The sequence below is a fragment of the Oceanospirillum beijerinckii DSM 7166 genome (assembly GCF_000422425.1).
Taxonomy (GTDB): Bacteria; Pseudomonadota; Gammaproteobacteria; order Pseudomonadales; family Halomonadaceae; genus Oceanospirillum; species Oceanospirillum beijerinckii.
Genome location: NZ_KE383831.1, coordinates 57,391 through 68,004, shown reverse-complemented (window position 1 = coordinate 68,004; position 10,614 = coordinate 57,391). Strand labels below are relative to the sequence as shown.

General features: G+C 49.5%; 8 protein-coding genes. 4 read left to right on the top strand and 4 right to left on the bottom strand.

The window, feature by feature from the left end:
* Positions 1 to 604: 604 nt before the first annotated feature.
* Both fadB and fadA read left to right on the top strand, forming a co-directional pair.
* Positions 605 to 2,752, top strand: a complete 2,148-nt coding sequence (gene fadB, locus H579_RS0121885) for a fatty acid oxidation complex subunit alpha FadB (protein WP_028302436.1) — start codon at positions 605 to 607, stop codon at positions 2,750 to 2,752.
* 141 nt (positions 2,753 to 2,893) lie between these two features.
* Entirely contained in the window at positions 2,894 to 4,069 is a 1,176-nt protein-coding gene (fadA, locus tag H579_RS0121880) for an acetyl-CoA C-acyltransferase FadA (RefSeq protein WP_028302435.1), read from the top strand.
* A gap of 375 nt (positions 4,070 to 4,444) precedes the next feature.
* Here the strand turns inward: fadA and H579_RS0121875 are convergent, their stop codons facing one another.
* A complete protein-coding gene (locus H579_RS0121875) occupies positions 4,445 to 5,392 on the bottom strand; it encodes a DMT family transporter (protein WP_028302434.1) in 948 nt (315 codons plus the stop codon).
* A gap of 259 nt (positions 5,393 to 5,651) precedes the next feature.
* Between H579_RS0121875 and H579_RS27060 the strand changes: the two genes are divergently transcribed.
* A complete protein-coding gene (locus tag H579_RS27060) occupies positions 5,652 to 6,206 on the top strand; it encodes a DUF3124 domain-containing protein (protein ID WP_051228183.1) in 555 nt (184 codons plus the stop codon).
* Between the two features lie 48 nt (positions 6,207 to 6,254).
* On the opposite strand, the gene H579_RS0121865 is transcribed toward H579_RS27060, so the two are convergent.
* A complete protein-coding gene (locus H579_RS0121865) occupies positions 6,255 to 7,544 on the bottom strand; it encodes a dicarboxylate/amino acid:cation symporter (RefSeq protein ID WP_028302433.1) in 1,290 nt (429 codons plus the stop codon).
* A 657-nt stretch (positions 7,545 to 8,201) separates the two neighbouring features.
* Here H579_RS0121865 and H579_RS0121860 point away from each other — a divergent pair.
* Positions 8,202 to 9,014, top strand: coding sequence for a TSUP family transporter (locus H579_RS0121860; protein WP_028302432.1), 813 nt, complete (start codon positions 8,202 to 8,204; stop codon positions 9,012 to 9,014).
* Positions 9,015 to 9,076: 62 nt separating this feature from the next.
* Here H579_RS0121860 and H579_RS0121855 read toward each other — a convergent pair whose 3' ends face one another.
* On the bottom strand, positions 9,077 to 9,364 hold the full coding sequence (locus H579_RS0121855; protein WP_028302431.1) for a hypothetical protein: 288 nt from the start codon (positions 9,362 to 9,364) through the stop codon (positions 9,077 to 9,079).
* A gap of 260 nt (positions 9,365 to 9,624) precedes the next feature.
* Positions 9,625 to 10,467 carry a LysR family transcriptional regulator gene (locus tag H579_RS0121850; protein WP_028302430.1) on the bottom strand — a complete coding sequence of 281 codons (843 nt, stop codon included), beginning with the start codon at positions 10,465 to 10,467 and terminating at the stop codon, positions 9,625 to 9,627.
* Positions 10,468 to 10,614 lie beyond the last annotated feature (147 nt).

Below are 10,614 nucleotides of genomic sequence, written 5' to 3'. Positions count from 1 at the left end.
GTAGACTGTTAATCTATTGGTCGCAGGTTCGAGTCCTGCTCGGGGAGCCAAATTCTAAAAAGCCGATATTTCCAACGAAATATCGGCTTTTTTTGTGCCTGTTCGTTTGGTTCTGTCTATCGATTCTGATCCTTGTGTCTGCCCTCTTTCTCTTTGTTCTCTCTTTATCTGTATTAGCCGTTTAATTTGTTTGCTATTGGTCTTTAATCAATACTGCAATTCCAATTAATTTTTACAGTCAGCTTTCTCTATACGCCATAAGCGGTCATATCCAAGAGCGCTAACCCGCTATTTCGTGTGCTTTTGCCACTAAGTTGTCGTTTTTGTGATTCGGTGTCGTCAGAAATGACTCCTAAGTCGCAAATTGGCACTAAAATTTTAAAAGAAAGGGTTTGACAGTTTTGCCTTTTTCACGCATTGTAAAATCCATAAATCAAACGACTGTATGAATTGCTTGTATGAAACGCTGACTGATCTGATTTCAGCGGCGCAAGAAGCAGACAGTACAGAAGGATTATAGGCTTCAGTGGCTGCTCAATCATAACAATAACGATTAAGTCGCTTGCTGAATGAACAGCATCTTACCCAAGTGGGAGAACAGTGGATGATTTACGCAGGTAAAGCCATCACGGTAAAAGAGATTGAAGGCGGTATTGCGGAACTGGTCTTTGATCTGCAAGGCGAGTCAATTAACAAATTCAACCGTGTCACCATTGAAGAGCTGGGTGCAGCGACAGAAGCGCTGCAGCAAGCACAAGGCCTGAAAGGCTTGGTGATCAGCAGTGCGAAAGACGTATTTATCGTTGGCGCGGATATCACTGAGTTCACTGACGCATTTGGCCAGTCTGAAGAAGAGCTGGTTGCCATGAATATGGCGGTACACGAAGTTTTCAACCGTGTTGAAGATCTGCCATACCCAACCGTTACGGCTATTAACGGTATTGCACTGGGCGGCGGTTTTGAGATCTGTCTGTGTACGGATTACCGTGTCGCTTCTCCTGCTGCCCGTGTCGGTCTGCCAGAAGTGAAACTGGGCATTATCCCGGGTTGGGGCGGTACTGTTCGTCTGCCACGTATTATCGGTAACGACAACGCCATTGAGTGGATCTGTGCCACGAAAGAGAAAAAAGCAGAAGCAGCACTGAAAGAAGGTGCCATTGATGCGGTAGTTGCCCCTGAGCAGCTGCGTGCGGCGGCCATTGATCTGGTGAAAGAAGCCAATGCCGGTAACCTGGACTGGAAAGCCAAGCGTCAGGAAAAACTGGAGCCGCTGAAACTGAATATGATTGAAACCATGATGTCTTTCGAAACGGCGAAAGGTGTTGTGGCTGCGCAAGCGGGTCGTCACTACCCTGCGCCACTGGAAGCGATTAAGAGCATCCAGAAAGGTGCCGGTGAAGGTCGTGAAAAAGCACAAAAAGCGGAAGCCAAGTGCTTTGCCCGTATGGCGCGCACCTCTGTGGCCAATAGCCTGGTCGGTCTGTTCCTGAATGATCAGTACCTGAAGAAAAAGTCCAGTGCTTACGAGAAAGATGCTCAGCCAGTGAACAAGGCTGCGGTATTGGGTGCGGGTATTATGGGCGGTGGTATCGCTTACCAGTCTGCCTATAAAGGCACGCCGATCATTATGAAAGATATCAATGAGGCAGCGATTCAGCTGGGTCTGAGCGAAGCGAAAAAACTGCTGGCCAAGCGCGTTGAGCGCAAGCGCATGACACCAGAGCAGATGGCCGACGCCCTGAACGCGATTCGTCCAACCCTGAGCTACGGCGACTTCGGTGATGTGGATCTGGTCGTGGAAGCGGTGGTTGAGAATCCTAAGATCAAGGGTGCGGTACTGGCCGAGCTGGAAGATCAGGTGACTGAAGATACCATCCTGACCTCCAACACTTCGACTATCTCGATTACCTCTCTGGCAGAGAACCTGAAGCGTCCGGAAAACTTCTGTGGTATGCACTTCTTTAACCCAGTGAATAAGATGCCACTGGTTGAAGTCATTCGCGGTGAGAAGACCAGCGAAAAAGCCATTGCGGCGACGGTTGCTTACGCTAAGAAGATGGGTAAAACCCCGGTTGTTGTCAATGACTGCCCAGGCTTCCTGGTGAACCGTATTCTGTTCCCTTACTTCGGTGGCTTTATGAGTCTGATCGAACACGGCGCTGACTTCCAGCGTGTGGATAAGATCATGGAGAAATTCGGCTGGCCAATGGGTCCTGCGTACCTGCTGGACGTAGTGGGCATGGATACCGCAGAGCACGCCAATAATGTAATGGCAGCTGGCTTCCCGGATCGTATGGCTCGTGAATGCGAGACGGCTCTGAGCGTGATGTTTGGTGCTGAGCGTCTGGGTCAGAAGAACAAACTGGGCTTCTACGCTTATGAAGAAGACCGTAAGGGTCGTCCGAAGAAAGTGGTTGATGAAAGCGCTTACGCGCTGCTGAAACCTCTGGTTCAGGATCAGCGCGAGCTGACTGATGAAGAGATCATCGAGCGTATGATGATTCCTCTGTGTATCGAAACCGTACGTTGTCTGGAAGATGGCATTGTTGAAAACGCCGCTGAAGCGGATATGGGTCTGATCTTCGGTATTGGTTTCCCTCCATTCCACGGTGGTGCCCTGCGTTATATCGACAGCATGGGTCTGGAAGCCTTCTGTGCCATGGCTGATAAGTACGCGCCGGAACTGGGTGCCCTGTACGAGCCAACTGAGAAGATGCGTGCCATGGCAGCTGAAGGTAAAACCTTCTTCTAAGCCTAGCCGGTAAGTTTGTCAAACAAGCCGATACGCCTGAATGGGTAAGACGCTCTTTCTTCTGAAACAGACGAAAGAGCGCACCTGATAAGCCAGACGCAGGCCTATGCCTGCCCGAGAACAGAACTTTAGGAGTTGATCATGAGCCTGAATCCTCGTGATGCAGTAATTGTAGATGGCGCGCGTAGTGCCATGGCTAAAGCAAAAAACGGTGCTTTCCGTAACGTGCGTGCAGAAGAACTGTCTGCCGCAGTAATGGAAGGTCTGCTGGACCGTAACACGGGCATCGACCCGGTTGAGATTGATGACATCATCTGGGGTTGTGTCAACCAGACCCTGGAGCAGGGTTATGACGTAGCCCGTAACGCCTCTATCCTGACCCGTATTCCTAAGACTGTACCGGCACAAACCGTTAACCGTCTGTGTGGTTCCTCTATGTCTGCACTGCATATCGCAGCCGCCAACATTCAGGCCGGTCTGGGTGATGTCTATATGGTGGGTGGTGTTGAGCACATGGGCCACGTTGACATGATGCACGGTGTTGATGTGAACCCTTCTGCCTCCAAGTATGCGGCAAAAGCGGCCATGATGATGGGCCTGACCGCAGAACTGCTGGGTAAGATGCACGGTGTCAGCCGTGAAGATCAGGATGCACTGGGTGTTCGTTCTCACCGTCTGGCCCACGAAGCCGCTCAAGCCGGTCGTTTCGAGAAAGAGATCATTGGTGTACAAGGCCACGACGAAAATGGCTTTTTGAAGCTGATCAATTATGACGAAGTGATCCGTCCTGAAACCTCTATGGAAAGCCTGGCGCAGCTGCGTCCGGTCTTTGATCCACGCAACGGTACGGTAACGGCGGGTCAGTCTTCTGCGCTGTCTGTGGGCGCATCCGGCATGATGGTGATGTCTGCGGAGCGTGCTCAGGCGTTGGGGCTGAAGCCGATCGCTAAGATCCTGTCTATGGGCGTAGCGGGTTGTGATCCTTCGATCATGGGTTACGGTCCGGTACCGGCGTCTCAGAAAGCACTGAAAGCCGCGGGTCTGACCATCGATGATATGGACTTTGTAGAACTGAACGAAGCCTTTGCGGCACAGGCGATCCCTGTACTGAAAGATCTGGGTCTGCTGGACAAGGTCGATGAAAAAGTTAACCTGAACGGTGGTGCGATCGCACTGGGTCACCCATTGGGTTGTTCCGGTACCCGTATCTCGACCACTCTGCTGAATGTAATGGAGCAGCGTGGCGGTACGCTGGGTCTGGCGACCATGTGTATCGGTATGGGCCAGGGCGTAGCCACTGTCTTTGAGCGTCTGTAATCACCGACGTTGTTGGAGTGTTAAGCGCTTTTCTTAAAGCGCTTAACCCGTATCTGTCAGGAACTGCTAACCCCTAGTAGGGTTTCTGACAGATGCAGTCAGTTTCAACGCCTGTAATCCAGAGGCGTTTGAATCGGAAGTGTATTGAGCCTGCACTTCCAGCCATGCCTGGATTTATCTGCTGAGCCCAGGCACTCATATGGCACCTGCACACTTATGACTTCACTTGAAGTACCGGTCTTTTCGTAAAGGCCGGTTTTTTTGCTTTATAGCCTGCTAAGTTAAACCAGCCCAAGGGTTGAAACCGATGTCGGATGGCGCTTCGCTTATCCGACCTACGTATTTTGTGTATCAATAAACTTATCGTGAAAGGTATTAGGTCTTGGCCGCTTGCTGTCTCTGAATCCGTGCCGTCACTAGCTGAACCAGCACCGCACAACCGACCACGATAAGAATTCCAACCACGCTAACCGGGCCAAGATGTGCGCTTTGGATATAGTCGGGCCATAACATCAGCAGTACACACAGTTCAGATAGCAAAAAGCTGGCGATTGGTGTCAGTGCGATCATGGCGCTCACCTGTACCGTCTGCCAGTAGCGCATCGCCTGGGAGAGTGCGCCATAAGCGACCAGGGTGTTTAAGCTGCAAAATGTCAGAATCAGTATCTCATCGGTGCTGGGCGCTGCTAACTGAGACATATCGGCAAAAGGCCACATCGTCAGGGCTGCGACGGCATAAATCGCAAGCAGAATATTGCTGGGGGATAGCTTGCTAAATAGTGCCTTTTGTAACAGGGCATACAAGGACCAGCTAAGGGAGGAGATCTGAATAATGACTAATCCCACCACCGAGATCTCTGTTTGTGTATCGCCCGTCAAGTAGGGATGGAAGAACAGCAGCAGGCCAATGGCAATACCGCCAAAGCACAACCATTGTTGACGGAAGATTTTATCCCCAAGGAAGAGGAGTCCACCGGCAGCCAGATAAAAAGGAGCGGTTTGGAAGTTGAGCTGTGCAATGCCAGGGTGAAGATAGCTGAGACTATTGGCAAAGGTGATGTAGTTTATGATTAGAAAAACTCCGGCGGCCAGCAGCCTTAACCAGTCATTCCTGTTCAGTGCGCTAAACTCGCTGAGTTGCCCTCGGTAACTTTGCCAGATAAAAACCAGTACCAAAGCGACCAGAAAACGAAACCAGGTCAAAGTGATGGCATCAATAAAGTCTGCCGCCAGCTTTAGGCCAATAGGGAGCATCGCCCAGCACAGTAGCGTGGTGAGTGAAAAGAACAGCCCCTGTATAAAATGATTGGATTGGGGTGGCATAGTGAAATATCTCATGAAAAGACGGACAGCCAAGTTTGCCACTGGTTTTATTGGGAATCTAACAAATAAACCTCTGTTTATTAGTCATAGAGTGGATTTTCTTTCGATTTGTTGTTTTGCGTATAAGCTCTCTTATTTGATTCCGATACCTGATTCCGGCATGTGCTGTCGTGCAATGGGCGCTGTGATTGGCTCTTCTGTCATCGGCTGCCGAAGCCTATACTGATTGTCTTGAATCGACCTTCAGGGAGTTTATAAGGTGAAAAGAAATTCAGGTTTGGCTTGGGTTGCCCGGTTTATGCTGTTTATGGGGAGCTTTATTGCGATTAATGTCCCGGTTCTGGCCGATATTGTGCGTAAAAGCCCGGAAAGAGGGGCTCACTTTTATCCGGTGCAATCAAAGGATATTAAGTTGGATAACCTCCGGGATTGTTCGGTGTATGTGCCAGCCTATTCCCATATCTTTCTCTCGGAAAGCGCCCAGGTTCCGTTATCGGTCATGCTCAGCATTCGCAATATTGATCCTGAAAAGCGTTTAATTATTAAATCCGTGGAATATTTTGATACCCGGGGGCGCAAACTTGAAGGTTTAATTGAAAGCTGGTTTGCGTTAGCACCGATGGCAACGGCGACATTTGTGATTGACCAACAGGATATGAGCGGCGGTGCTGGGGCAAACTTTATGGTGCAGTGGTCTACCGATGAGGTGGCGCAAGAGCCGCTTATCGAGGCGGTTATGGCGGGTTACCGTGGCACTAAAGGGCTGAGTTTTTCATCCAGGGGAGTGAAAATGCGGGAGTGTTCGTCACTCTAACCCGCCGTAATACGGCGGGTTAGGCATCAGCTTTCAGATCAGGGATGATCAGGCAGTTTCTGTTTGTTTGTCAGAGGCCGTATCTGAGTTATAGATACTTTCGTCCAGCTCACCTTCAGACTTACCAATCAGTACGGATACCATCAGGTCACCGGATACGTTTACACAAGTACGGGCCATATCCAGAATACGGTCGATACCCGCAATAATCGCCAAACCTTCCATTGGCAGACCAACAGTAGTCAATACCAGAGACAGCATGATCAAACCCGCACCTGGTACACCGGTGGTACCGATAGAGGCCAGAGTTGCGGTCGCGATAATGGTCATATAGTCCGCCATGCTCAGATCAATACCAAACGCCTGAGCGATAAACAGCGCACACACACCTTGATACAGGGCTGTACCGTCCATGTTGATGGTGGCACCCAGTGGCAGTACAAAGCTGGCAGTGCCCTTAGATACACCCAGGTTTTCACGGGCACAGCGGATGCTAACAGGCAGCGTACCGGAGGAGCTGGTTGAGGTGAATGCCATCATCTGTGCGTTAACAATACCTTTCAGATACTGAGTGGGTTTCAGACCCGCGATAACAGAGATCGCACCGGAGTAGACGACCAGTACGTGAATAATACAACCCACAAATACGGCACCGATGACTTTAATCAGTGGCAGCAGCACTTCCAGGCCATATTTACCAGCCACCCACGCCATCAGCGCGAAGATACCGTAAGGCGCGAACTTCATCACCAGTTCGGTCAGTTTGTACATGGCTTCTGCCAGGCTGTTGAAGACCTTAACCGCTGGCTCGCCTTTTTCACCGATCAGGTTCAGTGCAATACCCAGGCCCAGTGCAAAGACGATAATCTGCAGGATCTTACCACCCGCTAAGGCTTCAATTGGGTTTTTAGGGATCAGTGCCAGCAGTGTGGAGACCAGTGATGGCGCTTCTTTAGCGGCCACAGCGGCACTGGCGTCCGGCTGCATATTCAGACCGGCACCCGGTTCCAGCAAGACACCCAGGCCCAGACCGATAGTAATCGCCACTGCGGTGGTTGCCAGATAGATGATAATGGACTTAATACCGATTCGACCCATCTTGGTAGTGTCCTGCATGGAGGTGACTCCGACCACCAGGGAGCAGAAGACCAGAGGCACAATCAGCATCTTAATCGCGTTGATAAACAGGGTGCCAATCGGTTTCAACAGTTCTGCACTGGGGCCCATTATGGCACCGACCAGAATACCGGCGATCATACCGATTAGAATTTTTTTCCATAGGGCCATTTTGCCCTTGGAGCCACCGCCTTGGGTGGTTGCAGCAGTTGCGCTAGTCATACATTGACCTCAAATTACTTATTTTCATTGTTGTTGGGAGGCGTGTGTGCAACGGATGGGAGTCGTCGCCAACAGCTAAACCTCAAGCACAGAGTGCCTGGGTTTTTCCTCATGTCCCTTTAGTGCATGCGATAGTGCGTGAGTACATGGGTAGTACGCGCGCTTATCCCAGCACTTTGTGTGTTAGTTTTTCCTAAACACAGAGGACATGAACTTTCACCCCTGATTTTAAAAAATCCGGTAACAGTGATAGAGCAAGGGAGATGCCAGCTTCTTTAGGTATATTGAGTGTTATATAACTTACTGATTTATATAATAAATATTTTTTATAGCTGTTATCGGCGTACAAAGAATCCGGTATAACCAGGGTTATAGTTGGCAGGGTGGCTTTGGGTAATATTATTTATAACTTGTTGAAAATAAAAAGATTAATCCAGGTGTTGCTTGGGATAACCAGAGTTATGGCTATAACCAGGGTTATATCCCTTTGGGTCTGATAGGGAGATCATATTTATCAGGGTTTAATGATTCCTTTTAGGAATAGATTGAATGCAGGTGTTTCGCTATTCAGTCCAGATCAGTGCTGTTAGAGTGCGGGCAATTGAAGGCTGACGGGTTCAGTCTGTCTGATTTTTCTTTGACTATAAGGCAAGAGTGATGGAACTGGATCTGTTATTAGTCCTGCTGCTGGTATTAACCGGTTTAGGCGCAGGAATGGTAGATGCCATTGCCGGTGGTGGTGGCATGATCACGCTACCGGTATTGATGGCCACGGGCATGAGTCCGGTAGAAGCTCTGGCGACCAATAAGTTACAAGGCAGCTTCGGCTCTTTTGCTGCATCCTTGTATTTTGTCCGTCGTAAGATGGTCAAGCTTGCAGAGATGAAGCTGCTGATCGCTTGTACTTTTGTTGGTGCGGTGGCCGGTACTGTGCTGGTGCAGATGCTGGATACGTCACTGCTGGCAACAGTGATGCCTATTCTGCTGGTTATTGTTGCACTCTACTTTATGTTCTCCCGTTCAATCAGTGATGAAGACAGCGAACGCCGTATCAGCGAAGGGGTGTTTGCTTTTACCTTTGCCGCAGCCATTGGTTTTTATGATGGTTTTTTTGGGCCCGGTACGGGGACTTTCTTTGCCTTGGCCTTTGTAGCCATGGCGGGATATAACCTGAAAAAGGCGACAGCAAATACTAAAGTGTTGAACTTTACCTCTAATATTGCGGCGCTGATCTTCTTTGCTATTGGCGGCAATATTATCTGGCTGGCGGGTTTTATAATGGCAGCTGGTCAACTGGTCGGTGGTCAGTTAGGTGCACGTCTGGTGATGAGTAAAGGCACGCGTCTGGTTCGCCCCTTGGTGGTTGTTGTCACTCTAGCGGTATCTGCCAAGCTGTTTTGGCAGCAGTATCAGGATGGGAGTTTTCAGCAGTTGTTTGCAACGCTGACGCATATGGTTGCCGGGGTTTGATAGTGGTAAACAATGCCAAGGGTTGTTTTTGGCGCTTGATCATTTTGACTGTATCGCGCCTGTCAGGACCACTCCATCCATGCTGTGCCGTGTTCCTGGGCCAGAAAACCACTTGGGCCCGCCAGTACATCGATGGTAAACAGTTTGGCTTCCTGGTTGATCGCCAGAAAGGTTTCTGTTTTGCCGTTTAACGTGATGCTGTCTTGTAACTCATAGACAACAAAGTCATCTGTCTCATAAGCGATCTGCTCGATATTATAGCGACCACCTTGAAACAAAATGACAGGGATAGCCTGGCGAACCTGTGTCAGCCATCCGGTATGTTGTGCTGGTAGATGTGATGTTCCCATAATGATGCTCCTGTGCAGAGATAGGGCTGTTTTACTGTTTATATTTGCTCCAGATCAGGCCATCTCTGGGTAGGTCTGTATACCAATCATCTGTAATACATATTTCGGTCAGGTTTTATTTTTCTTTAGAAACAATTTATTACCGCTTATTAAAACGGTGCTTTGATGGTTCGCTAATGCCCGTGGTCTCTGGCTTTGAGCCTATTGATACACCTTGTAGAAAATTTAATACCGGGTTAAAAGAAGGATGCTTTGTTGCGTTAAGCGTAATACTGAAAGTGATCTACCAGATCTTGATACAGATGCTGAATCCGCTCTCTTTGTATACTGCGTGAGCGATAACACAGGCTGATCGGGCGGGTCAGATTAAGGGGAAAAGCGTGCACTGCAGAGGTCGGAATACGCATCGCATCGACCAGACCTTTAGGAACCAGTGCGGGAGCGACACCGCTTAGGCCCAGCTGAGCGACAGCAAAGTAGGAATCCATCTGCATCAGTATCTTATAGCCGTTGGCCAGTAGAATGGGCTCCAGATAGCGGTTAGCGGGATTATGCAGGTCTATGGTCAGAAGTTGTGGTGTTTGATGCTCGTTAATCTGTGTAGGATAAACCAGAACGTAACTCTCCTGGCACAGCTCGGTGATTTTCAGATCAGCAATTGAAGGCAGCTGGCCTGCACAGATACCCAGAATCGCATCACCGGCACGTACCTTTTCCAGAATCATAGGGGTGTGATGAGTACGGAAACTCAGGCCCGAATCCTTCTGTAGATAATCCGCCAGAAAAGGTCCCAGATAGGCAGCCAGCACGGTCTCTGAGCAGGCAATATGCAGCAGGGTGTCATCAGTCATCTGTTGATGATCAAACAGCAAGCCCTTAAGTGTCACCAGTTCTGGTGCAGCCTGGGTGAGCAACTCTTTGGCTTCTGCGGTGAGCTGGATATTACGTCCCTGAGGTTCGATCAGCTTTTTGCCTAAACGGGCTTCAAGATTAGCGATGCGTTTGCTGACTGCAGACTGACTGATATAGAGGCGACTGCCGGTTTTACCCATGGTGCCTTCCTGAGCCAGTACATACAGGGTTTCCAAGCCTTCCAGTAACATCGCTAATCCTTTTTTCTGCCGCTTATGTGATCGTAATGCCAAACCAGATAAGTCGTTGTAGGTCGGAAAAGCCGCAAGGCGCCTTCCGACAATCATCCGGTACCAGAGAAAGTGTCGGATGGCGCTTCGCTGATCCAACCTACTCAG

Excerpts from the sequence above, each read along its gene's own strand:
- fadB (WP_028302436.1), top strand. The coding sequence starts at position 605 with ATGATTTACGCAGGTAAAGCCATCACGGTAAAAGAGATTGAAGGCGGT.
- fadA (WP_028302435.1), top strand. The coding sequence starts at position 2,894 with ATGAGCCTGAATCCTCGTGATGCAGTAATTGTAGATGGCGCGCGTAGT.
- H579_RS0121875 (WP_028302434.1), bottom strand. The coding sequence starts at position 5,392 with ATGCCACCCCAATCCAATCATTTTATACAGGGGCTGTTCTTTTCACTC.
- H579_RS0121865 (WP_028302433.1), bottom strand. The coding sequence starts at position 7,544 with ATGACTAGCGCAACTGCTGCAACCACCCAAGGCGGTGGCTCCAAGGGC.
- H579_RS0121860 (WP_028302432.1), top strand. The coding sequence starts at position 8,202 with ATGGAACTGGATCTGTTATTAGTCCTGCTGCTGGTATTAACCGGTTTA.
- H579_RS0121855 (WP_028302431.1), bottom strand. The coding sequence starts at position 9,364 with ATGGGAACATCACATCTACCAGCACAACATACCGGATGGCTGACACAG.
- H579_RS0121850 (WP_028302430.1), bottom strand. The coding sequence starts at position 10,467 with ATGTTACTGGAAGGCTTGGAAACCCTGTATGTACTGGCTCAGGAAGGC.